The sequence below is a fragment of the Rathayibacter sp. AY2B9 genome (assembly GCF_002931595.1).
Taxonomy (GTDB): Bacteria; Actinomycetota; Actinomycetes; order Actinomycetales; family Microbacteriaceae; genus Rathayibacter.
The window spans coordinates 74,151-96,975 of the sequence record NZ_PSUB01000012.1 but is presented as its reverse complement, the minus strand read 5'-3'; the positions used below and the strand labels follow the sequence as shown (position 1 = coordinate 96,975).

Below are 22,825 nucleotides of genomic sequence, written 5' to 3'. Positions count from 1 at the left end.
GGGGCCAGGGCTCCCCGGGATCAGGACTTCGCGAAGAACGACGCGTCGGCGTCGCTCTCGGCGGAGGCGGAGTCGCCGGCGACGGTGATGTGCGACGGCGAGAGCAGGAAGACCTTGCTCGTCACGCGCTCGATGCGGCCGTAGAGGCCCTGCGAGAGTCCGCTCGCGAAGTCGATGAGGCGGCGGGCGTCCGCATCGCTCATCTGCGAGAGGTTGATGATCACGGGGATGCCGTCGCGGAAGTTCTCCGCGATGACCTGCGCGTCGCGGTACTGCTTCGGGTGGACGGTGAGGATCTCGTTCATCTCGGCGGGTGCCGTCGCCTTCGGGGTCTGGGGGGTGGGCTTGCGGAGCGGGGTGACCGTCGCGCGGGGCTGCTGCACCGGCTCGACGGGAGGGACGGGCTGCACCGGGGAGACCGGTGCGCGGTGGGCCGTCGCCGGGGCCGCCTCGACGGGCTCTGCGCGCTCGTACTCGACCTCTTCGTCGGCGAGTCCGAGGTAGACCATCGTCTTCTTCAGCGGGTTGGCCATGGGGTGTCCTCCGTGTCGTGTGTGCTCCCACAGGTGGGTCACCACGAGGTTAGGTGCGGGCGGGGCGTTCTCCGGTGATTGCCGATCCGATTCGCAGGTGTGTCGCACCCTCCGCGATCGCCTCGGCGAAGTCGTTCGACATGCCCGCCGAGATCGCCGTGGCGGAGGGCTCGACGGCGCGCACGCGGTCGGAGATCGACCGGAGCCGGGCGAAAGCCGGACGGGGCTCCTCGTCCAGCGGAGCGACCGCCATCACGCCGCGCAGCGTGAGGCCGGGCGCCCCGGCGAGAGCCTCGGCGAGGGGCTCGACGTCGGCGGGCGACGCTCCCCCGCGGTCGGGATCCTCGGTGAGGTTGACCTGCAGGAACACGTCGAGCGGCTCCTCCCCCGCCTCCAGCAGCGGGACGAGCGCGAGCCGGTCGACGGAGTGGACCGCGTCGGCGTAGCGCCGCACCTGGCGCGCCTTCTTGCTCTGGAGCTGCCCGATGAAGTGCCAGCGCGCAGCGGTCCCCGCCAGCTCGGCCGACTTCTCCTGCGCCTCCTGGTGCCGGTTCTCGCCGAAGTCGACGACGCCCAGCTCGAGGAGGTCGCGGAGCAGCGACACGGGGTGGAACTTGGTCACCACGATGGTCGTGATCGAGGACGCCTCGCGACCGGCCGAGCGGGTCGCGTCGGCGACCCGCTCGGAGACCTCGGCCCAGCGCGCGGCCAGCTCCGGATCCGGCACGACTACTTGAGGAAGTCGGGGATGTCCAGGTCGCTGTCGTCGTCGTCGAAGGACGGGTCGGCGACAGGGGCCGGGGCGGCGACGGGGGTGCTCGACCAGATCGAGCCGGCCGCAGGGGCGGCGGCGGGAGCCGGGACGGGCTCGGCGGCCGACTCGCTCGCCGAGCTCTGCTGCTGGCGCGGCTGGGCGATCGCGGCCTGAGCGGTCCCGCCCGGCTCTCCGCCGTCGAAGCCCGCGGCGATGACGGTGACGCGCACCTCGTCGCCGAGCGTGTCGTCGATCACGGCACCGAAGATGATGTTCGCCTCGGCGTGCACCGCCTCCTGGACGAGGCGCGCCGCGTCGTTGATCTCGAAGATGCCGAGGTTCGAGCCGCCCTGGATCGAGAGGAGCACGCCGTGCGCGCCGTCGATGCTGGCCTCGAGCAGCGGTGAGGCCACGGCCAGCTCGGCCGCCTTGATCGCGCGATCGGCGCCGCGCGACGAGCCGATGCCCATCAGCGCCGAGCCCGCGCCCTGCATGACCGACTTCACGTCGGCGAAGTCGAGGTTGATCAGGCCGGGCGTGGTGATCAGGTCGGTGATGCCCTGGACGCCGGCGAGGAGCACCTGGTCGGCGGTCGCGAAGGCCTCGAGCATCGAGATGCCGCGGTCGCTGATCTCGAGCAGGCGGTCGTTCGGAACGACGATGAGCGTGTCGACCTCGTTCTTCAGCGTCGCGACGCCGGCCTCGGCCTGCGTCTGCCGACGGCGTCCCTCGAACCCGAAGGGCTTGGTCACGACGCCGATGGTGAGGGCGCCGATCGACTTGGCGATCCGCGCGACGACGGGCGCGCCGCCGGTGCCGGTACCGCCGCCCTCGCCCGCGGTGACGAAGACCATGTCGGCCCCCGCGAGGACCTCCTCGATCTCCTCGGCGTGGTCCTCGGCGGCGCGGCGGCCGACCTCGGGGTCGGCGCCGGCGCCGAGTCCGCGGGTCAGCTCGCGGCCCACGTCGAGCTTGACGTCGGCGTCGCTGAGCAGGAGCGCCTGGGCGTCCGTGTTGATCGCGATGAATTCGACACCGCGCAGGCCGAGCTCGATCATGCGGTTGACGGCGTTGACGCCGCCACCGCCGATGCCGACGACCTTGATCACGGCGAGGTAGTTCTGGTTTGAAGTCACGTCTCCGGCCTCCGGGCTGAACCTTAAACCTGTAGTTGAGGCTTAAAGTTATGCTGAGTATGCATTTGGGGTTCGGCTCCGACGGTAGGCGGAGTCCGGTCGCGCTCCCAGCAGACACGCCCGCAACGCTCGAAAGAACGCGCGGAACCGCCGCCGGTCAGGGCCGGGGCGCCACGACGGCGGCCTGGGGCGAGGACACGTCGTAGGTGCCGACGACGGCGGGGTCGGTCGCGGCCATCAGCTTCTCGAGCACGACGGCCTTGAGCGCCGACTCATCCGACCCGCCCCAGACGACTTCCGTGCCGTTCTGCAGGGTGAGCGAGACGTCGTCGCCGGTCGTGGCCGTGGCGGCCGTCACCTGCGGAGCGAGCGACGCGGGCAGGGAGCGCAGCACCCGTGCGGTCGCGCGGAAGCCGGCTCCCGAGGCGTCACCGGACGCGGTGGTGAGGACCGGGTAGCCGGGCTGCGCCGAGTCCGCCGTCTCGATGACGACTCCGGCCGCGTCCACGAGCTCGAAGCGGCCCCCCGCCGCGATCACGCCGAGGGGCGTGCGCTCGACGATCGACACCACGAGGGTGCTCGGCGGCCGGGTCTGCACCGAGTAGCTCTGGATGAGCGGGGACGCGCCCAGCACGCGGCCGACCTCGTCCCGGTCCACCAGGGTGAGCGGGACGCCGAGCTGGTCGTCGAGCTCGCTCTGCAGGGCGGCGGCGTCGACGCGCTGGGTGCCCGAGATCTCGATCGTGCGCACGGCCATGAGCGGCGAGAAGGCCGCGACTCCGACGATCAGGGCGAGGGCGACGAACGACCCGGCCACGACCAGGGCGATCAGGCGGCGCCGACGCGCGCGCTTCGTGAAGCGGCGGACCTCCCCCCGCTCGTAGCGCCTCCGCTCGCGGGCGGCCCGGGAGACGGCCCGGTTCTCGGCACCGGGCAGGCGCAGGCCCGAGAGGGTGCGGCGGACCGCGCCCGCGCGCGACGGAGTGCGCTCGGCCGGCTCCGGGTCCACGCGGATCGCGGAGACGATCCGGATCGGCTCGGTGTCCGGCTCCGGCTCGCCGCCGCGCGTGGGGACGCTCCGACCGGGCGCCGGAGGGCGTCCGCCGTCGGGCCGCTTCACGGCCGCTCCCCCGCTTCGGGCGCGAGGACCGCGGTCATCGTGCGACCGGCGCGGCCTCGCTCGCGCCGAGCGACTCGAGCACCTGCGGGATGATCCGGTAGACGTCGCCGCAGCCGAGGGTGATGACGAAGTCGCCCTCGCGCGCGATGCCGGCCGCGAGGCGGGCCGCCTCCGCCCAGTCCGGGACGAACGAGACGTGCGACGGGTCGGCGAACTTCTCGCTGACCAGCGCTCCGGTCACTCCGGGCTCCGGATCCTCGCGCGCCCCGTAGACGTCGAGGACGATCGTCTCGTCGGCGTAGCGCTCGAGCGTCTCGGCGAACTCGCGGGCGAAGAGGCGGGTGCGGCTGTAGAGGTGCGGCTGGTGCACGGCGATGATGCGGCCCTCGCCGACCACGGTGCGCGCGGCGGAGAGGGCGGCGGCCACCTCGGTGGGGTGGTGGGCGTAGTCGTCGTAGACGCTGACTCCGCGGACCGCTCCGTGCAGCTCGAAGCGGCGCTCCGTGCCTCCGAACGCCGACACGGCCTCGAGCGAGGCGGCCGGATCGAAGCCCAGGCCCACCAGCACTGCGAACGCGCCGGCCGCGTTGATCGCGTTGTGCCGGCCGGGGATGCGGAGGCGGGCCGAGTAGCGCCTGCCCTCGTACTCGACCGAGAAGCCGACGGGGCCGACGAGGTCGAGGTCGACGACGCGGACGTCCGCCCCCTCGGCCTCGCCGAAGGTCAGCACCCGTCCGCCGTCCAGCCGCTCGGTGACGCGGACGGCGCCGGGGTCGTCGGAGGAGATGACGACGAGCTCGCTCGCGGAGGAGGCGAAGGTGACGAAGGCCTCCTCGAACGCCTCCAGCGATCCGTAGTGGTCGAGGTGGTCCGGGTCGACGTTCGTGATGAGGGCGACCGCGGTGTCGTAGAGGAGGAAGCTGCCGTCCGATTCGTCGGCCTCGACGACGAAGACCTCGCCGGAGCCGGCGGCGGAGGAGGTGCCGAGGCTCTCGATGATGCCGCCGTTGACGAAGCTGGGGTCGGCGTCGACGCCGAGCAGGCCGGTGACGATCATGCCGGTCGACGTGGTCTTGCCGTGCGCTCCGGCCACCGCGACCAGGCGCTTGCCGCGCACCAGCCAGGCGAGGGCCTGCGAGCGGTGCAGCACGGGCAGGCCGCGCTCCTTCGCGAGCAGGTACTCGGGATTGTCGGGCCACAGGGCGGAGGTGACGACGACCGCCTCGGCGTCCCCGAGGTTCGCCGCGTCGTGGCCGATGGCGACCGGGACGCCGAGCTCCCGCAGCTGCTCGATGGGGTGGGACTCGCGGACGTCGGAACCGGTGACCCGGTGCCCGGCGTGGTGGAACAGCCGGGCGATCCCGCTCATCCCGGAGCCGCCGATGCCGATGAAGTGGACCGAGCCGAGCTCGTCGGGGACGGTGATGCCGAGGTCGGGCTTGATCACGGGGCTCTCGCTTTCGGGTGGGTCGCGGCGGGCGGGAGGGGCCTCCCGCGGTGCGCCGGATCAGTGTAGACGGTGGGCGGGAGTGCTCTCCCGAGCCGCGCGGAGCGGGCTCAGCGCGGCTCGGAGAGGGTCGACTCGATCAGGTCGACGAGCCGCCCGGAGCCGTCGCGGACTCCCACGCGGGCGGCCCGGCGCGCCATCTCGTCGCGACGGGCGGTGTCGCCCAGGAGCGGTACGAGCTCCCGCTGGACCCAGCCGGGGAGGAAGGCGGCGTCCTCGACGAGGACCGCTCCCCCGGCGTCGACGACGCCGCGCGCGTTGTAGCGCTGCTCGCCGTTGCCGACCGGGTACGGGACGTAGACCGCGGGCAGGCCGAGGGCTGTCAGCTCGCTGACCGTCGCCGCCCCCGCGCGGGAGACGGCCACGTCCGCGGCGGACAGCGCGAGGTCCATCCGGTCGCAGTAGGCGAGGAGGTGGTAGCCGGCCACCCCCGGGTCCGTGATCTCGGCGCGGTCGCCCGTGATGTGGAGGACCTGGAAGCCGGTGGCGACGAGATCCCGGGCGGCGACATGCACCGTCGCGTTGATCCGTCGAGCGCCGAGGGAGCCGCCGGTCACCAGGAGGGTCTGCCGGGACGGGTCGAGGCCCAGCGCCGCCATCGCCTCGTCGCGGCGCGCGGCCCGGTCGAGCTCGGCGATCTCGCGGCGCAGCGGCATGCCGACGACCCGCGCGTGCGGCAGGGGCGTGCCCTCGAAGGCCACGCCGACCGAGCGGGTCGCGCGCGCGCCGAGGCGGTTGGCGAGCCCGGGGCGCGCGTTGGCCTCGTGGACGGTGAAGGGGACGCCGGCGCGGCGCGCCGCCAGGTAGGCGGGTGCTGCCGCGTACCCGCCGAAGCCGACCACCGCGTCGATCCGCCGGTCGCGGATCGTCCGGACGATGCCGGCGATGGTCGCACGGAAGGCTCCGGGGAACCGCAGCGCCGCCGCGTTCGGACGGCGTGGGAACGGCAGCCGCGGGATCACCGAGAGCTCGTAGCCGCGGAGGGGGACGAGGCGGGCCTCGAGCCCCTCGGCGGTGCCGAGCACGAGCACCTCGTCGTCCGGGTTCCGCCTGCGGATCTCGTCGGCCGTCGCGAGCAGCGGATTGACGTGGCCGGCGGTGCCGCCGCCGGCGAGGAGGTAGCGGGTCACTCCGCCGCCGCCTTCCTGCGGCGCAGCACGCCCGCGCCGGGCAGGGGCGCGGTCTGGGTGCGGGCGAAGGAGAGGACGACGCCGATGGCGAGGAGCGAGCTGAGCAGGGCGGTGCCTCCGGAGGAGATCAGCGGCAGCGGGACTCCCAGCACCGGAAGCACCCCCAGGACCACGCCGATGTTGACGAACGCCTGGCCGATCAGCCAGACCATGATCGCGCCGGTGCTGATCCGCACGAACGGATCGGAGGACGCGTGGATGACGCGGAAGAAGGCGACCGCGAGGACCACGAACAGCGCCAGGACGACGATCGCTCCGATCAGCCCGAGCTCCTCGCCGATGATGGCGAAGATGTAGTCGTTGTCCGCGGCGGGCAGCCAGGACCACTTGGCCTTGGAGTTGCCGAGGCCCACGCCGAAGATCCCGCCGGAGGCCATCGCCCAGGTGCCGTGCACCGGCTGCCAGCACGAGTTCTGGTACTCCTCGACGTTGGAGCAGTCGCCGAGGAAGGACATGATCCGGGTGAGGCGGTTGTCGCTGGAGACGGCGAACAGCACCGCTCCGATCGCGCCGACCACCACGATCGGCACGAGGACCTTCATCTGGACGTTCGCGTAGAAGAGCGCGGCGAGGACGATGCCCGCCATGATCACGACCGTGCCCAGGTCGCCTCCGATGAGGACCAGTCCGATCGCCGCGCCGCCGACGATCAGGACGGGGATGAGCGCGTCCTTCCAGTCCTTCGGCGACCGGTAGCGGCGGGCGAGCAGGAGCCCCAGCCAGAGGGCGAGCGCGAGCTTGATGATCTCGGAGGGCTGCATGCTGAAGGCGCCGAGGCGGATCCAGTTGCGGTTCCCGCCGACGGAGTCGCCGAGCGGTGTGAAGAGCACGAGGCACTGGAGGACGCAGCCGGCGATGAGCAGGATCGGCGTCACGCGCTTCCAGACGCCGAGGGGCAGCCGCGAGACCACCAGCATCATCGGGATCCCGAGGAGGGCGAACCCGCCCTGGCGCAGGAAGCCCCCGAAGGAGTCGTCGCTCGACACGTAGGAGGTGACCGACGAGGAGGAGAGCACCATCGTCAGTCCGAACAGCACCAGGAAGAGCGTGGTGCCGAAGAGGAGGTAGAAGTTCGGCGAGTGGGAGGCGAAGACCTTCGACAGGACGATCCGCGCGGAGCGGGCCCCGCTCCGGTCCTTCCCGCGCGGCTCACTGCGCGAGCGGCCCGCGGGGCGGCTCGTCGTCGGAGCGGTCATCGGCTCCCCCTCCCAGGTGTGTCGCCACGGCGGCCGCGAAGGAGCGGCCCCGAGCCGCGTAGTCGAGGAACTGGTCCATCGAGGCCGCGGCGGGTGCGAGCAGGACGACGTCCCCCGAGCGGGCGAGCGTCGCGGCCGCCTCGACGGCCGCCTGCATCACCGCACCAGTGTCGTCCGGCACCGCCTCGCTCACGGGGAGGGCGGGCGCGTGTCGTCGGAATGCCGCGAGCAGCGCCGAGCGGTCGGCGCCGATCACCACGGCGCCCCGCAGGCGGCCGACGTGCGCGGCCACGAGGGCGTCCACGTCGACGCCCTTGAGCAGCCCGCCGACGACCCAGACGACCGACGGGTACGCCCGCAGCGAGGCGTCGGCGGCGTGCGGGTTCGTGGCCTTGGAGTCGTTCACCCAGGTCACCCCGTCGCGCTCGGCGACGACCTGGATGCGGTGGGCGTCGAGCTCGAAGGACGCCAGCGCGGTGCGGACGGCCGCGACCTCGATCCCGCACGCTCGGGAGAGCGCTGCCGCGGCGAGCACGTTCTGGACGATGTGCGGAGCGGCGAGGTTCCGAGCGGCGAGCTCGTCCACGGTGGTGATCTCGAGGGCACTGGTGCGGCGGTCCTCGAGGAAGGCGCGGTCGCAGAGGATGCCGTCGACGATCCCGAAGTCGCTCGGGCCGGGCACGCCGAGGCCGAACCCGATCGCCCGGGCGCCCTCCACCACCTCGGCGTCGAGGACCATCTGCTCGGTCGCCGCGTCGGCGCGGTTGTACACGCAGGCGACGCGGGTGCCGGCGTAGACCTTGCCCTTGGCCGCGCGGTAGGCGTCGAACGAGCCGTGCCAGTCGAGGTGGTCGTCGGCGATGTTGAGGCACGCGCTCGCCATCGGCTCGATCGCGCCCAGGTAGTGCAGCTGGTAGCTCGAGAGCTCCACGACGAGGACGTCGAAGCCCTGCGGGTCGCGGACCGCGTCGAGCACGGGCACGCCGATGTTGCCGCACGGGGCGGCGCGGAGGCCGCCGGCCACGAGCATCGTCGCCGTGAGCTGGACGGTCGTGGTCTTCCCGTTGGTGCCGGTGACGGCCACCCAGTCGGCCGGAGTGCCGTCGGCGCGCACGACCTTGTCGCGGACACGCCAGGCGAGCTCGACGTCGCCCCACACGGGGATCCCGGACTCCGCCGCCCACACGAGGATCGGGTGCGTCGGCCGGAAGCCGGGCGACACCACGACCAGCTCCGGTGCGAACGCGTGCAGCTCCTCCGGAGCGGAGTCGAGGCGGTCGGCCCGGTGCAGGCGGGCGCCGATCACCTCGAGCAGGCGCTCGCGCTCCTCATCGGCGCGGTCGGCGAGGACCAGCACCTCGGAGCCGAGCTCGGTCAGGGTGTCGGCCACCGAGAACCCGGTGACGCCCAGGCCCAGCACGGCGACGCGCAGGCCGCGCCAGTCCGAGTGCCAGCTGCGGAGGGAGTCGGGACGGGCGGGATCGGTCATGCCAGCGACAGCCATTCCAGGTAGAAGAGCCCGACTCCGGCGGCGACGAAGATGCCGGCGATGATCCAGAACCGGACCACGACGGTGATCTCGGCCCAGCCCTTGAGCTCGAAGTGGTGGTGGAGCGGGCTCATCAGGAAGATGCGCTTGCCCCGGGTCAGCTTGAAGTAGATCCGCTGGAGGATGACCGAGCCGGTCACGATGACGAACAGGCCGCCGATGAGGATGACCAGCAGCTCGGTCCGGGTGAGGATCGCCAGGGCCGCGAGCGCGCCGCCGAGGCCGAGCGAGCCGGTGTCGCCCATGAAGATCTGCGCCGGCGAGGTGTTCCACCAGAGGAAGCCCACCAGGGCACCGGAGACGGCCGCCGCGATGATGGCCAGGTCGAACGGGTCGCTCACCTGGTAGCACTTGTCGACGACCTCGGGGTTGAGGTGCTGGTCGAAGCACCACTGGTTCGACTGCCAGAACCCGATGATGACGTAGGAGCCGATCGCGAGGATCGAGGACCCGGTCGCGAGTCCGTCGAGCCCGTCGGCGACGTTCACGCCGTTCGACGTGCTGGTGACGATGATGCAGATCCACAGCACGAACAGGCCGATGCCGATCCAGCCGAGGGAGGCGAAGTCGAACGGCAGGTCGCGGATGAACGAGATCGAGGTGGACGCGGGGGTGAGCCCGTTGGAGTCGCGGACCACGATCGCGATCACCGCGAAGGCCGCGGCGACGATGACCTGCCCGGCGATCTTCGCCCAGCCGCCGAGGCCGAGGCTGCGCTGGTTGCGGGTCTTCAGGAAGTCGTCGACGAAGCCGACGAGTCCGAGCCCGACCATCATGAAGAGCACCAGCAGGGCCGACGGCGCGATCGCCCGGTTGCCGAACAGCATCCCGAGGAAGTAGCCGACCACGGTGCCGATGATGATGACGATGCCGCCCATCGTCGCCGTACCGTGCTTGACGTGGTGCGACTTCGGTCCGTCCTCGCGGATGAACTGGCCCCACTGCAGGCGGTGGAAGAGGCGGATGAACAGGGGCGTCATCAGGAGCGTGAAGGCTCCCGAGAACGCGCCGGACAGGAGGAGTGCCCTCATCGGTGACGCTCCCCGAGACGGTCGGCGAGGAAGCGCAGCCCCGCGGAGTTGGACGACTTGACCAGCACGGTGTCGCCGGGTCGCAGGTAGTCCTCGAGGAGGTCGAATGCCTCGTCGGAGGTCTCCGCGAAGACGGACTCGCCGCTCCACGACCCCTCGCGCTCGGCCGCGACGTGGATCCGGCGGGCGCCTCGGCCCACCACCACGATCTGGGAGATGTTGAGGCGCACGGCCAGCAGGCCCACGCGCTCGTGCTCCTCGTCGGCCCACTCGCCGAGCTCGCTCATCTCTCCCAGGACGGCGACGGTGCGCCCCCCGGGCTTCGCGATCTGGGCGAGGGTGCGCAGGGCGGCCGCGGTGGAGTCGGGACTCGCGTTGTACGCGTCGTTGATGACGCGGACGTCCTCGCCGCCCAGGACCTCCATGCGGCCGCGCTCGGCGAGGGTGACGGTCGCGAGAGCCTCGACGATCGCGGGCAGCGCCACTCCGACAGAGAGCGCGGCGGCGGTCGCCGCGAGGGCGTTCATCACGTGGTGCTCGCCGAGGACGCGCAGCAGGAGCTCGGCGCGAGCGGCCTCGCGGCCCTCCCCCGCCGAGACCTCGATGGCGAAGCGGGTGCCGTCGGCGGTCGCGTCGATGTCGACGGCGCGGACGTCCGCGCTCTCGCCGCGGCCGAACCAGAGGACCCGGGCGGCGGTGCGGCCCGCCATCGAGGCGACCCGGCCGTCGTCGGCGTTCAGCACGGCGACGTCGTCGGCGGTGAGGTCGGCGACCATCTCTGTCTTGGCCTCGAGCGTGCGCTCGATCCCGCCGAACTCGCCGGCGTGCGCGAGGCCCACGGCGAGGACGACGCCGACGTCGGGCCTGGCCATCCGGACGAGGCGGCGGATCTCGCCGACCGCGCTCGCGCCCATCTCGGCGACGAGGAAGCGCGTCGACTCGGACACCTGGAGCATCGTGATCGGCGCGCCGACCTCGTTGTTGAAGGATCCGCGCGGAGCGACCGTCTCTCCGACCCGCTCGAGGACGGTGCGGAGGAGGTTCTTGGTCGTCGTCTTGCCGTTCGAGCCGGTGACGCCGATGACGGTGAGCCCGCCCTTCGCGCGGACGCGCCGGACGACCTCGGTCGCCAGCGCTCCGAGCGCCTCGACGGAGTCGTCGACGAGGACCTGCGGCACGTCGAGGTCGAGCGGGCGCTCCACGATGAGGAGCGCGGCACCGCGCTCGAGAGCGGCGGGAGCGAAGAGGTGGCCGTCGGTGTGCTCGCCGCGCTTGGCGACGAAGATCCCGCCGGGCGCGATCTCGCGGGAGTCGGTCTCGGTCGCTCCGTCGATCACGGTGGCGGCCGTGGCGGACGAGCCGGCCAGGTGGAGGCGTCCGGAGACGGCCTCGGCGATCTCGATGAGGGTGAGGGCGATCATCTACAGCCAGCCCGCCTCGCGCAGCGCGTGACGGACGTCGTCTCTGGCCGAATACGGCATGTGCACTCCTGCGATCTCCTGGTGGTCCTCGTGGCCGGGCCCGGCGTAGAGGATCGAGTCCCCTTCGCGCGCGAGGGCGACGGCGGCACGCACGGCGGCGCGCGGGTCGGCGATCTCGTGGATCTCCCGGTCGGGCACGGCGGCCCGGGCGCCCTGGAGGAGCGCGGCGCGGATGGCGGCCGGATCCTCCCAGCGCGGGTGGAAGTCGGTGACGACCACGACGTCGGCGAGGCGGGCGGCGATGGCGCCCATGTCGCTCCGCTTGGTCGTGTCGCGGTCCCCGTCCGCCCCGAACACCATGAACAGGCGGCCGGGCGTGATGGACCGCAGCGCCTCGAGCGCGTTCTGGAACGCGTCGGGGGTGTGGCCGTAGTCGACGTAGACGCGCGGTCCGCGCTCCCCCGAGACGAGCTCTGCGCGGCCCGGGATGTAGACGTCGAGACGGCTGTCCTCGAGCGCGTGCGCGACGGCGTCCAGGTCGAAGCCCGACTCCACCAGCATCACGATCGCCAGCGCGGCGTTGGACGCCATGTACCAGCCGATCAGCGAGACGGTGACGACGACGGAGCGGTTCTCGGGCCCCTCCAGGCGGAAGGTGGTGCTGTCGGGCGTCGCGTCCAGCACCGTCATCGACCAGTCGGCGGGCGTCGTCGGGGCGACTCCGACGACCGGCGAGCCGGCGAGTGTCGCGACGGGGATGCGGCTGCGCTCGGCGAGCTCGCGCCCCCAGGCGCTGTCGACCGTGACGACGCCGCGGCGTGCGCGCTCCGGCTCGAAGAGGTCGGCCTTGGCCTCGAAGTACTCGCGCAGATCGGAGTAGTCGTCGAGGTGGTCGTGGCTGAGGTTCGTGAAGCCGACGACGTCGAAGACGAGGCCGTCGATCCGGTGCCGCGTGAGCGCCTGCGCCGACACCTCGATGGAGACCGCGCGGACGGCGGACTCGCGCATCCGCGCGAGCAGGCCGTGCAGCTCGCTCGCCTCGGGAGTGGTCAGCGAGCTGACCACGGCGACGTCGCCGATCCGGCGCTCGGCGGTGGAGCTGAGGCCGGAGACGACTCCGAGCCGGCGCAGCAGCGCGTCGAGGATGTAGACGACGCTCGTCTTGCCGTTGGTCCCCGTCACGCCGAAGAGCGTCGGGACGTCCTCGCGGGTGCGGTGGATCCACGCGGCGACGTCGCCGAGGGCGGCCCGCGGGTCGGGGGTCACCAGCACGGGCAGGCCGCTGTCGGCGGCGAGCTCCGCTCCGGCCGGGTCGGTCAGCACGGCGACGGCTCCGGACGCCGCGGCGGCCGACGCGAAGGCCGCGCCATGGGCACGGCGTCCTGCGACACCGACGTAGAGGTCCCCGGACTCGACCTGGTTCGAGTCCAGCGTGACTCCGCTCACCTCGACGCCCTCGAGGCCGCGGACCGGGCCGAGGGAGAACTCGGCCACGAGCTGCGAGAGGCTCCGCGGCACGGGGTGCTCGGGGCGGAGGGAGGACTGCGGGCGAGGGTCGTGCACTGCCCGCTCTTTCTCTCGTTCTGGTGCGTGGATCGTGGTCCCGGCGGGGCTCACCACGTCGTCGGGTACTCGACGGGCGGCACCGTGGACGGCTCCACCCGGTTGGTCTTGAGCACCTGGGTCATGACCTGCTGGAAGACGGGAGCCGTCGCCTGGGACGTGTTCATCTTAACCGGATCGGCGATGGTGACCGTCACGACGTACTCCGGGTCCTCCGCCGGCGCGAGCCCGGCGAGCGAGACGGTGTAGCTCTTCGAGTAGCCGCCCTTCCCGTCGGGCTGCTGCGCGGTACCGGTCTTGGTGGCGATGTTGTAGCCGTCGACGTGGATGTCGTTCGCCAGCCAGCCCTCGTTGTAATGGGTCTGCAGCATGTCGACGACCTGCTTCGCGGCCGAGCTCGACACCACCTGGGTGCCCGTCGCATCGGGGACGTCCACGACGGAGCCGTCGGCCGTGGTGCAGCCGTCGATCAGCTGCGCTGGGAGCCGCACTCCGCCGTTGCCGAGCGTCTGGTAGATGCTCGCGACCTGCACTGCGGTCGCCGAGACGCCCTGGCCGAACATCGTCGTGTAGTTCGTCTGGTTGTCCCAGTCCTGGTAGTCGGCGAGCAGGCCGCCCTCCTCGCCGGGGAAGCCGCTCGTGGTGGGCGTGCCGAGACCGAACTTCTGCAGGTAGTCGTAGCGGGTCTGGGCCGACAGGCGGGAGCCGAGCATCGAGATGCCGACGTTCGACGAGTCCTTGAGGATGCCGGTCAGCGTGTAGTTCGTCGGGGTGTGCGCGAAGTCGTCGCTGAACGAGGCGCCGTCCTTCTCGAAGGAGTCCGGGACGACGACCTGGGTCGTCGGGCCCGCCTGGCCCTGGTCGATCAGCATCGCGGCCGTCATCGGCTTGAAGGTCGAGCCCGGCTCGAACGGCGCGCGGAAGGCGCGCGAGCTGCGGTCTGCGGAGGCGCTCGCCTCGACGTTGTTGGGGTCGACGGTCGGCGTCTCGGCCACGGCGAGCAGCTTGCCGGTCTTGACCTCCTGCACCACGACGATCCCGTAGCTGCCGCCGACCTCGGCGACGCGCTGCGAGAGGACCTGCTGGGAGTAGTACTGGAGGTCGGAGTCGATGGTGAGCTTCAGCGTCCCGCCGTCGACGGCCGGGGTCTCCGAGACGGTGCTGCCCGGGATCCGGACGTAGTCGGCGCTGCGCTCGTAGCTCTCGGACCCGTTCTGCCCCGCGAGGCAGGTGTTCTCCGCATACTCCATGCCCTCCTGGGCCGCTCCGTCCGCCCCGACGTAGCCGACGAGGTTGCCGGCCACCGCGCCGTTGGGGTAGCTGCGTCCCTGCTGGGTCTCGAAGTAGGTCCACGGGATGTCGAGCGCGACGAGCTTCTGGTAGGCCTCGAGGTCGAGCCCCTCCGAGAGGATAAGGTAGTTGGCCTTGGCGTCCTTCGCGAGCGCGGCGTCCACCGCTCCGGTGATCTGCTCGACCGACTGCCCGGTGATCGCGCCGATCTCGGAGGCGGCCTGCTGCACGCTGACCATGACCTTCTGGTCCTCGCCCAGCTCGCGCGGGAACTCGGCCACGTTCTTCGGCGAGGTCGTCAGCCGGTAGCGCGTGGTGGTGTCCGCGAGCACCGTCCCGGAGCGGTCCACGATGGGGCCGCGCTGGCCGTAGGTGACGACGCTGTTCGACTGGTTCTGGGCGGCCGCATCGGTGAGCTCGTTCGCCCGCACGATCTGGATGTCCACCAGCTTGCCGATGAAGAGTCCGACGACGGCGACGATGATGACGAACGTGACGGCCGTGCGGCGTCTGCTCGAGCGGTGGTGTCTCACTGCGGCGTTGTCCTTCTTGCTCCGGGCGGGCGGGCCGCCGTTCGTCGGGTCCGGATGGTCGTCGTGCGCCCCGCGGGGCGGGTGCCCGCACGGAGGCGGACCGCGACGCCGTGCGTCAGTGCGTGATGGGCGCGGGCAGCTCGCCCTGCAACGGTACGGCCGCGCCGTCGACAGCCGGGGAGGACGCGCTCGCGCCGGGCTGGAGAGCCGGGACGAGGGCGTTGGGCACGAGCGGCGCGGAGGCGGTGCCCGTGACTTCGCTCGACGCGGCGGAGGAGGGGTCGCCCAGCACGGCGCCGTCCGAGAGGCGGAGGTAGACCGGCGCGGTGTTGGCGACCATGCCCAGGCCCTGAGCGGCGGTGGCGAGGTTCTGCGGCGAGCTCAGCGTGTCGACGGCGTCCTGCTTCTCCGCGTTGCTGCGGGTGAGCGACTTCTGCTCGGTCTGCAGCGCCGAGATCTGGTAGGCCCCCTGCGAGAGGCCGACGCTCACCAGGAGCTGGACGACGATGATCGCGAAGAGGCCGGCGACGGCGACGATCCCGTAGACGAGCTTCGGGCGCGACTGCGCCTGACCGGCCGGGACGGCCTCGATGCGGGGGCGGGGCGCCTCCTCCTCGGGGCGTGCTCGGCGGGCGGTGTCGATGACGGCGGGGTCGATGACGGCGGTGGCGCTCATGCGGTGCTCCTGATCCTCTCGGCCGCGCGCAGACGCACGGGTGTCGCTCGGGGGTTGCGGGCCTTCTCGTCGTCGGAGGCGAGCTCGGCTCCGCGGATGACGAGTCGGAACTCGGGTCGGTGCTCCGGCAGCTCCATCGGGAGGCCGGCCGGGGCGGTGGAGGAGGACGCGGCCTGGAGCGCGCGCTTGACGATCCGGTCCTCGAGCGACTGGTACGCCTCGACGACGATCCGCCCGCCCTCGTTGATCCGGCCCAGCGCGGCGGGGATCGCCCGCTCAAGGACGGACAGCTCCTGGTTGACCTCGATCCGCAGCGCCTGGAAGACGCGCTTGGCGGGGTGGCCGTTCCGCTGGATCGCGACCGGGGTCGCCGCCTGGATGATCTCGACGAGACGGCCGGAGCGCTCCAGCGGAGCCTCGCGACGGGCCTCCACGATCTTCTTGGCGTAGCGCGCGGCGAGGCGCTCCTCGCCGTACTCGTGGAAGATGCGGCGCAGGGCGGTCTCGTCGTAGTCGGCGATGATGCTCGCCGCCGTGAGCGGGGCGGTCGAGTCCATCCGCATGTCCAGCGGCGCGTCCTTGGAGTAGGAGAACCCGCGCTCGGTCTCGTCGAGCTGGAGCGAGGAGACGCCGAGGTCGAAGAGCGCACCGTCGATCGTGTCGATGCCCAGCTCGTCGAGCACGTCGGGCAGCTCGTCGTAGACGGCGTGCACGAGGTCGATCCTGGAGGCGTGGGCGGAGAGCCGCTCCCCCGCGAGCTGCAGCGCCTCGGGGTCGCGGTCCAGGCCCACGAGGTGCAGGCCGGGGAAGCGCTCGAGCAGCGCGAGCGAGTGCCCGCCCATGCCGAGCGTCGCGTCGACGACGACCGCCCCGTCGCGCTCCAGCGCCGGAGCCAGGAGCTCGACGCAGCGCTCGAGCAGCACCGGGAGGTGCCGCTCCTCGGTCGGGCGCGGAGCGTCCTTCGGAGTGTTCTCTGCCATGGCGGTCCCGCCGTTCCCGTTCCTGTCGTCCGATCCCCATCCACCTCGCGTCCGGACACCGGGGAAGGTGCGTCCGGGCGCCGAGTGGCTGGGAGTCGCGCGACAGGACCTAGAACAGGCCGGGGATCACCTCCTCCTGGGTGTCGGAGAACACGGACTCCTGCTCCTGCAGGTAGGTCTCCCAGGCGCCCTGCGCCCAGATCTCGGCGCGGTTGCCCGCTCCGATGACGGTGAGGTCGCGGTCGAGGCCGGCATAGGCGCGCAGCGGAGCCGGGAGGGTCACGCGGTTCTGCTTGTCCGGCGTCTCGGCGCTCGCGCCCGAGAGGAATACCCGGAGGAAGTCCCGCGCCTGCTTGCTGGTCACCGGCGCCTGCCGGATCTTCTCGTGCATCACCTCGAACTCGGCCTGGCTGAACACGTACAGGCACCGCTCCTGGCCGCGCGTGACGACGACTCCGGAGGAGAGCTCGTCGCGGAACTTGGCGGGGAGGATCACGCGGCCCTTCTCGTCGAGCTTGGGGGAATAGGTGCCGAGGAACACGGACTGCCCCCCACTTCTTCCGGCCAAGGATGGTGTGTCCTCCACAGTACTCCACTTCCCCCCACTCACAACCCCGGCGCGGCGCGGGGCGCGCTGGAGAGGCCCCGGTCATCCGCGTGTTTCCGCGGAATCGCGACAGTGGGGCGAAGTGGAGGGGGAATGCCGCGGGAGGGAGGCCGCGGGCACGAAAAAAGGGCCGATCCGTGAGGATCGACCCTGTGGTGGAGCGGAGGGGAGGCTAGCCGCGCCCGTCTCCGCGGTTGTCCCACCTGTCGTTCAGACGGTCCATGAAGCCGGACCCCTGGCGGTTGCCCGAGCGGGGCTTCGACGGACGGCCGACGTCGGGCAGGCCGGGCTCGGCGGAGCCGCCGGCGGCCGGGCGCATGGCCACGATCACGCCGCCGAGCATGAAGGCGAACCCGAGGATGCCGACGAGGGGCTGGCGCACGACCACGCCCGCGACGAGCACGGCGAGACCGAGGATGCCGAGCAGGATGCCGAGCACGAGGGCCCGGTAGTTGGTGCCGCCGCGCCCCTTGCCGACCGCCGCCACGAAATCGGCGTCGTTCTGGTAGAGGTTCCGCTCCATCTCATCGAGGAGCCGTTGCTCGTGTTCCGAAAGCGGCATCGTGACCCCTTCAGGGTGCGGCGTCGACCCTTTCGGGGATCGGCACCGGAATAGGCGGCGTCTGGGCTCGACCGGTCGGGCGGCGCTTCAGTGTAGACCGAGCCCGACGCAGGCACCAGGCACCTTCGGTGCATAGGCTGGTCGGGTGAACCACAGCTCTCGACTGGTCGATCGCGTCCAGCTCCGAATCGATGAATTCCTCACCGGGCGCACGCCAATTCTGCGCTCCATAGGAGAGGACGTCTCCGCCCTCGGCGACCTTTCGCGGGACTTTCTCAGCGGGGGCAAGCGGTTCCGCGCGCGCTTCTGCGAGGCGGGCTGGAACGCGGTGTCGAGCACCTCGAGCGAGGCCCATCCGAGCGGCTCCGATCCGATCGCGAGGGTGGGCGCCGGGCTGGAGCTGTTCCACGCCGCCGCCCTCGTCCACGACGACGTGATCGACAACTCCGACACCCGCCGCGGCGCTCCCGCGGCCCACCGGCGCTTCTCCTCCTTCCACGCCGACGGCGGCTGGACCGGCGACCGCGACGAGTTCGGCCGCTCCTCCGCGATCCTCCTCGGCGACCTCCTCCTGGTCTGGTCGGACGAGATCTTCGCCGCGGCGGAGTGGTCGCTCGGGGATCGAGTCGCGGCCGAGCGCGCGCGCGCCGAGTTCAACCTGATGCGCACCGAGGTCACGCTGGGCCAGTACCTCGACATCCTCGAGGAGAGCGCATGGGTGCAGCACCCCGAGCACGAGCACCTGCAGCGGGCGGAGCGGGTGGTGGTCTACAAGAGCGCGAAGTACAGCATCGAGGCGCCGCTGGTGATCGGCGGCTCCCTCGCCGGCGGCGACGACGCGCAGCTGGACGCCCTGCGCCGCTTCGGGCTCCCGGTCGGGATCGCCTTCCAGCTGCGCGACGACGTCCTCGGGGTCTTCGGCGACCCGGCGGTGACGGGCAAGCCGGCCGGCGACGATCTGCGGGAGGGCAAGCGCACCGTGCTGCTCGGCCTCGCCCGAAGCGCGTGCTCGCCGGACGAGCGGGCCGAGCTCGACGCGGTCGTGGGCCGGAACGACGCCGACGCGGCGTCCATCGCGCGGGCGCAGGAGATCATCGCGGGCAGCGGCGCCCTCGAGCGGCTCGAGGAGCGCATCGACCAGGAGGTGGCCGCGGCGATCGCGGTCCTCCCCGACGCGCCGCTCCGCGCGGAGGGCGTGGCGGAGCTGCGCGAGCTGGCCGCCCAGGTCACGGTCCGCACCTCCTAGGAGCGGACCGGCGGGATCAGGCCAGGGCCTGGGCGACCCGCCGGACCTCGGCCTTGCGGCCGGCGCGGAGGGCGACGATCGGGCTCGTGCCCAGGCTCTCCTCGACCGTCAGCATCCAGTCGACCGCCTCGTCGTCGGTGAAGCCGGAGTCGGCGAGCAGGATCGCGGTGCCGCGGATCTCGCTCATCGGCTCCCCGTCGCGGAGGAAGAGGGCGGGGACCTTCAGCACGCCGTCGCGGCGGGTGCCGAGCAGGTGGCGCTCCTCGAGGAGGCGGCGGACCCGGCCGGCGCCGAGCCCGGTCAGCTCCACGAGGTCGGGGACGGTCAGCCACTCGAGCTCGGAATCGGTCGAGGTGGCGGGGGAAGCGGACGAGTCGGTCACGCGTCAAGACTGCCACGAGCCCGGAGGGCCGCCAACTGCGGGCGTCCGGAGAAGGAGTCGGGCCCGTCCTGCGCCGCCCGGGCGTCGCTCACCGGTTCCCCCGGGGGTCTTGCCTAGACTCGTCGCGTGACCACCAGCCAGCTCGACCCTCTCCTCGGCCGTCTCGTCGACGGCCGGTACGAGGTGCGCTCGAGGATCGCCCGCGGCGGCATGGCGACGGTCTACCTCGCGCACGATCAGCGCCTCGAGCGCCGCGTGGCGATGAAGGTCATGCACGGCCACCTCTCCGACGACGCGACGTTCAAGAACCGCTTCGTCCAGGAGGCGCGCTCCGCCGCCCGTCTCGCCCACCCGAACGTGGTCAGCGTCTTCGACCAGGGCCAGGACTCGGACATGGCCTACCTGGTGATGGAGTACCTCCCCGGGATCACCCTGCGCGACCTGCTCAAGGAGCGCGGCCGGCTGACCGCCCAGCAGGTCGTCGACATCATGCACTCCGTGCTCTCGGGTCTCGCCGCCGCGCACCGCGCCGGGATCCTCCACCGCGACCTCAAGCCCGAGAACGTGCTCCTCGCCGACGACGGCCGGATCAAGATCGGCGACTTCGGCCTCGCGCGCGCCGCCTCCGCCAACACCGCCTCCGGCCAGGCCCTCCTCGGCACGATCGCCTACCTCTCCCCCGAGCTGGTCACGCGGGGCACCGCCGACACCCGCAGCGACATCTACGCCATCGGGATCATGATCTACGAGATGCTCACCGGAGAGCAGCCCTTCACGGGCGAGCAGCCGATGCAGATCGCGTACCAGCACGCGAACGACTCCGTCCCGTACCCCAGCGCGACGGTCGCCTCCGTCCCCACCTCGCTCGACGAGCTCGTCCTCTGGGCGACCGAGCGCGACCCGGACATGCGGCCCCGCGACGCCGGCGTCATGCTCGCGCAGCTGCTCGAGGCCGAGCGGCTCATGGGCATCACACCGAGCGACCGCCGCGGCGACACGCAGGCGGTCACCCCGCTCCCGGCGCCCGTCGCCGATCCGGCGCCCGCGACGGCCGTCTTCGATCCGGCGGAGCCCGGGCAGACCTCGGTCTTCGACCCGGCGCCGGCGCCCGGAGCGGTGCTCGTGGTCGACGAGGACGACGACACCGTCGCCCGGCTCGCGAGCAGGCGCCGCGTCCGACGGCGTCGCGGCGTCCTGCTCACGGTGGTCGTGCTCCTCCTGGCGCTCATCGGCGGCGGGACGGCCTGGTGGTTCGGCGAGGGACCCGGCGCGATCGTGTCGATCCCGGACGTCGTCAGCCAGTCGCAGCAGGACGCGACGGCCCAGCTGCAGGCGCAGGGCTTCGAGGTGCAGCCGCAGGAGACGCCCGACCTCACCGTGCCCGCGGGGACGGTGGTGAGCTCCGATCCGCCCGGCGGGCAGGGGGTGCACAAGGGCTCCGTCATCACGCTGACCGTCTCGAGCGGGCCGCGCCAGCTGCCGGTCCCGTCGCTCGCCGGCCTCTCGGAGGCCGACGCTGCCGCCGCGGTGACGGGCGGCTCCTTCACCGTCGGCGACGTCTCGAAGATCTTCGACGCCGACGTCGACGCGGGTGTGGTCGTCTCCGCCTCGCTGCCTGACGGATCGGCGCTGCCCGAGACGATGTCCGAGACCAGCACCATCGCGATGGTGGTGAGTCTCGGACCGATCCCGAACGTCGTCGGCCTCTCGATCGACGACGCGACGGCGAAGGCGGAGGCGGCCGGTCTCGCCCTCGACCGCAGCGGCGAGGACTGGAGCGACACCGTGGCCGCGGGCGTCGTCCTCACGCAGGCGAACCCGGAGGCGCCCGCCGTGACCGGCGACACCGTCTCGGTCGTCGTGTCGAAGGGGCCCGAGCCCGTCGCCGTGCCGAACGTCGTGGGGATGAACCGCGACGAGGCGAAGGCGGCCCTCGAGGCGGCGGACCTGTCGTGGAGCTACTCCCTGACGACGCTCGGCCCGCTGATCGACGCGGCGCCGAACGAGCTGACCAAGGTCACGAACCAGTCCAACAAGGCCGGCGATCTCGTGCAGCGCGGCACGACGATCCAGCTGTCGATCACCATCACGACCTGACGCCGCCGGTCGAGCCCCTCGACGGGGACTCGACCGGCGGTCGGGGCCGGATCAGATCGCGCGGCCCCGGAGCTCCTCCGCCACGAGGAACGCGAGCTCGAGGGACTGCATGTGGTTGAGGCGCGGGTCGCAGACCGACTCGTACCGGGTGGCGAGCGTCGCCTCGTCGATGTGCTCCGAGCCGCCGAGGCACTCGGTGACGTCGTCGCCCGTGAGCTCGACGTGGATGCCGCCGGGGTGCGTCCCCGCGGCGCGGTGCGCCTCGAAGAAGCCCTTGACCTCGTCGACCACGTCGTCGAAGCGACGGGTCTTGTAGCCGGTCGGCGTCGTCAGGCCGTTGCCGTGCATCGGATCGGTCACCCACAGCGGCAGGGCGTCGCTCCGCTTGACGGCCTCGAGCAGCGGCGGGAGGGCGTCGCGGATCCTCCCGGCACCCATGCGGGTGATGAAGGTGAGGCGACCGGGCTCCCGCTCGGGGTCGAGCTTGTCGATCAGCTCGAGCATCGTCTCGGGCGTGGTCGACGGGCCGAGCTTCACGCCGATCGGGTTGCGCACCCGCGACAGGAAGTCGACGTGCGCGCCGTCGAGCTCGCGGGTGCGCTCGCCGATCCAGATGAAGTGGCTGGAGGTGTTGTACGGCGTGCCGGTCCGCGAGTCGATGCGCGTCATGGGGCGCTCGTAGTCCATCAGCAGGCCCTCGTGGCCGGTGTAGAACTCGGTGCGCTTCATGCCCTCGAAGTCGGCCCCGCACGCCACCATGAACTTGACCGCGCGGTCGATCTCGCGGGCCAGCTGCTCGTAGCGCTGGTTCTGCGGGTTCTCGGTGAAGCCCTTGTTCCAGTAGTGGACGAGGCGCAGGTCGGCGAATCCGCCCTGCGTGAAGGCGCGGATGAGGTTCAGCGTCGAGGCGGCGGTGTGGTAGCCCTGCACGATGCGGCGCGGGTCCGCGGCGCGGGACTCCGGGGTGAAGTCGTAGCCGTTGACGATGTCGCCGCGGTAGGCGGGCAGGGTCACGTCGCCGCGGGTCTCGAGGTCGCTCGAGCGCGGCTTCGCGAACTGGCCGGCCATCCGGCCCATCTTGATGACGGGCATGCTCGCGCCGTAGGTCAGGACGACGGCCATCTGCAGCACGGTCTTGACGCGGTTCCGGATCTGCTCGGCGGTCGCTCCGGCGAAGGTCTCGGCGCAGTCGCCGCCCTGCAGGAGGAACGCCTCGCCGCGGGCCGCGGCTCCGAGACGCTCGCGCAGCTGGTCCACCTCGCCGGCGAACACCAGCGGAGGGAGCGCGGCCACCTCGGCGGACGCCGCTCGCACGGCCTCCGCATCGGGCCACTGCGGCTGCTGCTTGATCTCGAGCTCGCGCCAATAGTCCAGGCCGGCGACCACGGAGGGGGCGGCGAGGACGTACGGTTCGTTCGGATCGATGACCACGAGGGTGTTCCCGGTTCTGAC

Annotated in this window: 20 protein-coding genes; 2 read left to right on the top strand and 18 right to left on the bottom strand. The window is 72.0% G+C overall.

Annotation, left to right across the window (positions count from 1 at the left end; genetic code table 11):
• Positions 1 to 20: 20 nt before the first annotated feature.
• From C5C25_RS12230 to C5C25_RS12155, 16 genes are all read right to left on the bottom strand, one after another.
• Entirely contained in the window at positions 21 to 533 is a 513-nt protein-coding gene (locus C5C25_RS12230) for a cell division protein SepF (RefSeq protein WP_104222599.1), read from the bottom strand.
• 49 nt (positions 534 to 582) lie between these two features.
• A complete protein-coding gene (locus C5C25_RS12225) occupies positions 583 to 1,260 on the bottom strand; it encodes a YggS family pyridoxal phosphate-dependent enzyme (protein ID WP_104250761.1) in 678 nt (225 codons plus the stop codon).
• Between the two features lie 2 nt (positions 1,261 to 1,262).
• The gene (gene ftsZ, locus C5C25_RS12220) at positions 1,263 to 2,423 is read right to left on the bottom strand and encodes a cell division protein FtsZ (RefSeq protein ID WP_104222597.1); all 1,161 of its coding nucleotides are present in this window, start codon (positions 2,421 to 2,423) and stop codon (positions 1,263 to 1,265) included.
• A 157-nt stretch (positions 2,424 to 2,580) separates the two neighbouring features.
• Complete coding sequence (locus C5C25_RS12215) at positions 2,581 to 3,543, bottom strand: cell division protein FtsQ/DivIB (protein ID WP_104250760.1); 963 nt, start codon at positions 3,541 to 3,543, stop codon at positions 2,581 to 2,583.
• Between the two features lie 34 nt (positions 3,544 to 3,577).
• A complete protein-coding gene (murC, locus tag C5C25_RS12210; protein ID WP_104250759.1) occupies positions 3,578 to 4,990 on the bottom strand; it encodes a UDP-N-acetylmuramate--L-alanine ligase in 1,413 nt (470 codons plus the stop codon).
• A 110-nt stretch (positions 4,991 to 5,100) separates the two neighbouring features.
• Positions 5,101 to 6,180 carry an undecaprenyldiphospho-muramoylpentapeptide beta-N-acetylglucosaminyltransferase gene (murG, locus tag C5C25_RS12205; protein WP_104250758.1) on the bottom strand — a complete coding sequence of 360 codons (1,080 nt, stop codon included), beginning with the start codon at positions 6,178 to 6,180 and terminating at the stop codon, positions 5,101 to 5,103.
• Positions 6,177 to 7,436: a putative lipid II flippase FtsW gene (gene ftsW / locus C5C25_RS12200; protein WP_104250757.1), complete on the bottom strand. Its 1,260-nt coding sequence runs from the start codon at positions 7,434 to 7,436 to the stop codon at positions 6,177 to 6,179. The genes murG and ftsW overlap by 4 nt, the downstream gene beginning before the upstream one ends.
• Positions 7,390 to 8,925 carry a UDP-N-acetylmuramoyl-L-alanine--D-glutamate ligase gene (gene murD / locus C5C25_RS12195; protein ID WP_104250756.1) on the bottom strand — a complete coding sequence of 512 codons (1,536 nt, stop codon included), beginning with the start codon at positions 8,923 to 8,925 and terminating at the stop codon, positions 7,390 to 7,392. The genes ftsW and murD overlap by 47 nt, the downstream gene beginning before the upstream one ends.
• Positions 8,922 to 10,016 (bottom strand): phospho-N-acetylmuramoyl-pentapeptide-transferase, encoded by a 1,095-nt coding sequence (mraY, locus tag C5C25_RS12190; RefSeq protein ID WP_104250755.1) that lies wholly within the window; start codon positions 10,014 to 10,016, stop codon positions 8,922 to 8,924. Before mraY ends, murD begins: the two co-directional genes overlap by 4 nt.
• Positions 10,013 to 11,437, bottom strand: coding sequence for a UDP-N-acetylmuramoyl-tripeptide--D-alanyl-D-alanine ligase (gene murF / locus C5C25_RS12185; protein ID WP_104250754.1), 1,425 nt, complete (start codon positions 11,435 to 11,437; stop codon positions 10,013 to 10,015). Before murF ends, mraY begins: the two co-directional genes overlap by 4 nt.
• On the bottom strand, positions 11,438 to 13,000 hold the full coding sequence (locus C5C25_RS12180; protein WP_104222589.1) for a Mur ligase family protein: 1,563 nt from the start codon (positions 12,998 to 13,000) through the stop codon (positions 11,438 to 11,440).
• 50 nt (positions 13,001 to 13,050) lie between these two features.
• Positions 13,051 to 14,823, bottom strand: coding sequence for a penicillin-binding protein 2 (locus C5C25_RS12175; RefSeq protein WP_258069406.1), 1,773 nt, complete (start codon positions 14,821 to 14,823; stop codon positions 13,051 to 13,053).
• Between the two features lie 115 nt (positions 14,824 to 14,938).
• Positions 14,939 to 15,499 carry a hypothetical protein gene (locus tag C5C25_RS12170; protein ID WP_104250753.1) on the bottom strand — a complete coding sequence of 187 codons (561 nt, stop codon included), beginning with the start codon at positions 15,497 to 15,499 and terminating at the stop codon, positions 14,939 to 14,941.
• Positions 15,496 to 16,479 carry a 16S rRNA (cytosine(1402)-N(4))-methyltransferase RsmH gene (gene rsmH / locus C5C25_RS12165; protein WP_104250752.1) on the bottom strand — a complete coding sequence of 328 codons (984 nt, stop codon included), beginning with the start codon at positions 16,477 to 16,479 and terminating at the stop codon, positions 15,496 to 15,498. The genes C5C25_RS12170 and rsmH overlap by 4 nt, the downstream gene beginning before the upstream one ends.
• Positions 16,480 to 16,588: 109 nt before the next feature.
• Positions 16,589 to 17,020: a division/cell wall cluster transcriptional repressor MraZ gene (gene mraZ, locus C5C25_RS12160; protein WP_104222586.1), complete on the bottom strand. Its 432-nt coding sequence runs from the start codon at positions 17,018 to 17,020 to the stop codon at positions 16,589 to 16,591.
• Positions 17,021 to 17,258: 238 nt separating this feature from the next.
• The gene (locus C5C25_RS12155; RefSeq protein WP_104222585.1) at positions 17,259 to 17,648 is read right to left on the bottom strand and encodes a DUF3040 domain-containing protein; all 390 of its coding nucleotides are present in this window, start codon (positions 17,646 to 17,648) and stop codon (positions 17,259 to 17,261) included.
• A 145-nt stretch (positions 17,649 to 17,793) separates the two neighbouring features.
• Between C5C25_RS12155 and C5C25_RS12150 the strand changes: the two genes are divergently transcribed.
• Positions 17,794 to 18,894: a polyprenyl synthetase family protein gene (locus C5C25_RS12150; protein ID WP_104250751.1), complete on the top strand. Its 1,101-nt coding sequence runs from the start codon at positions 17,794 to 17,796 to the stop codon at positions 18,892 to 18,894.
• 16 nt (positions 18,895 to 18,910) lie between these two features.
• Here C5C25_RS12150 and C5C25_RS12145 read toward each other — a convergent pair whose 3' ends face one another.
• A complete protein-coding gene (locus tag C5C25_RS12145; RefSeq protein WP_104222583.1) occupies positions 18,911 to 19,276 on the bottom strand; it encodes an Rv2175c family DNA-binding protein in 366 nt (121 codons plus the stop codon).
• A 126-nt stretch (positions 19,277 to 19,402) separates the two neighbouring features.
• On the opposite strand from C5C25_RS12145, the gene pknB reads away from it, so the two are divergent.
• Entirely contained in the window at positions 19,403 to 21,373 is a 1,971-nt protein-coding gene (pknB, locus tag C5C25_RS12140; RefSeq protein ID WP_104250750.1) for a Stk1 family PASTA domain-containing Ser/Thr kinase, read from the top strand.
• A 51-nt stretch (positions 21,374 to 21,424) separates the two neighbouring features.
• On the opposite strand, the gene C5C25_RS12135 is transcribed toward pknB, so the two are convergent.
• Positions 21,425 to 22,759 carry a class II 3-deoxy-7-phosphoheptulonate synthase gene (locus tag C5C25_RS12135; RefSeq protein ID WP_104222617.1) on the bottom strand — a complete coding sequence of 445 codons (1,335 nt, stop codon included), beginning with the start codon at positions 22,757 to 22,759 and terminating at the stop codon, positions 21,425 to 21,427.
• Positions 22,760 to 22,825: the final 66 nt, after the last annotated feature.

Excerpts from the sequence above, each read along its gene's own strand:
- murD (WP_104250756.1), bottom strand. The coding sequence starts at position 8,925 with ATGACCGATCCCGCCCGTCCCGACTCCCTCCGCAGCTGGCACTCGGAC.
- C5C25_RS12155 (WP_104222585.1), bottom strand. The coding sequence starts at position 17,648 with ATGCCGCTTTCGGAACACGAGCAACGGCTCCTCGATGAGATGGAGCGG.
- ftsW (WP_104250757.1), bottom strand. The coding sequence starts at position 7,436 with ATGACCGCTCCGACGACGAGCCGCCCCGCGGGCCGCTCGCGCAGTGAG.
- C5C25_RS12230 (WP_104222599.1), bottom strand. The coding sequence starts at position 533 with ATGGCCAACCCGCTGAAGAAGACGATGGTCTACCTCGGACTCGCCGAC.
- C5C25_RS12170 (WP_104250753.1), bottom strand. The coding sequence starts at position 15,499 with ATGAGCGCCACCGCCGTCATCGACCCCGCCGTCATCGACACCGCCCGC.
- rsmH (WP_104250752.1), bottom strand. The coding sequence starts at position 16,479 with ATGGCAGAGAACACTCCGAAGGACGCTCCGCGCCCGACCGAGGAGCGG.
- murF (WP_104250754.1), bottom strand. The coding sequence starts at position 11,437 with ATGATCGCCCTCACCCTCATCGAGATCGCCGAGGCCGTCTCCGGACGC.
- mraY (WP_104250755.1), bottom strand. The coding sequence starts at position 10,016 with ATGAGGGCACTCCTCCTGTCCGGCGCGTTCTCGGGAGCCTTCACGCTC.